1 protein-coding gene is annotated in these 930 nt (G+C 73.9%); it reads left to right on the top strand.

What is annotated here, in order from left to right:
• Positions 1-59 precede the first annotated feature (59 nt).
• Positions 60-930: response regulator (locus FV228_RS30965; RefSeq protein WP_147857888.1), on the top strand; the 871-nt coding region annotated here is incomplete at its 3' end.

Raw genomic sequence — 930 nt, 5'->3', positions numbered from 1 at the left:
CTGCCCCTCGACCGCATCGGCGACCACGTCCTGCGGCTTGCCGATCCCGGGGCGCGGCCGTGAGCCGGAGCGAGGCCGGCGCCCAGGATGGGCCCGCCCGGATCCTGCTGGTGGAGGATTCGGAGACGCAGGCCCTGGAACTGCGCCTCCTGCTTGAGGCGAACGGCTTCGCGGTGGAGCGCTGCCCCTCGGCCGAGGCCGCCCTCGACCATCTCAACCGCACTCAGCCCGACCTCGTGGTGGCCGATTATCACCTGCCCGGCATGGACGGCGACGAGCTGATCCGCCAGATGCGCCTGTCCCTGCGCACCCGGGCTCTGCCGGTGCTGATGCTCACCGGCGGCGGTGGCGGCGAGCGCAAGGGCCTGGAGAGCGGCGCCGACGCCTACCTACCGAAATCCGCCGACCGCGACCTGATGATCCTGCGCATCCGCGCCCTGCTGCGCGAGCGCCGGCCCTCCGCCGAGGGCGAGGGGCCGGGCGCCGCCGCGTTCCGGCGCGGACGGATCCTGGTGATCGACGGCAGCCTGACCTACCGGACCTTCCTGGCAGGCCTGCTCGGGCAGGAGGGCCACCACGTCGCCACCGCCGACGGGCCGGAGGCCGCCCTCGATGCGCTCAACGGGGTCGGCGAGGATGCGTTCGACTGCGTGACCGTCGACCTGCTCGGCCACGCCTATGACGGCCTCACCCTCTGCCGGGCGATCAGCCAGCGCCGCTCCGGGCAGGCCGCCGGGGCCGGCTTCCACCTCGTCGGCATCGCCGGCAGCGACCCGGCCAAGGACTTTCTGGTCGAGGCCTTCGCGGCCGGCGCCGACGACGTGGTCTCGAAGACCGATGCCGAGGTTCTGGCGCTGCGGGTGCGCGGCTTCGTCCGCCGCCGCCTGCTGGAGGAGGACGACCGCCGCATCGCCGAACTGGCCGGCGATG

It is taken from the genome of Methylobacterium sp. WL18, from assembly GCF_008040015.1.
Taxonomy (GTDB): domain Bacteria; phylum Pseudomonadota; class Alphaproteobacteria; order Rhizobiales; family Beijerinckiaceae; genus Methylobacterium; species Methylobacterium mesophilicum.
This window is presented reverse-complemented; position numbering and strand designations above follow the sequence as displayed.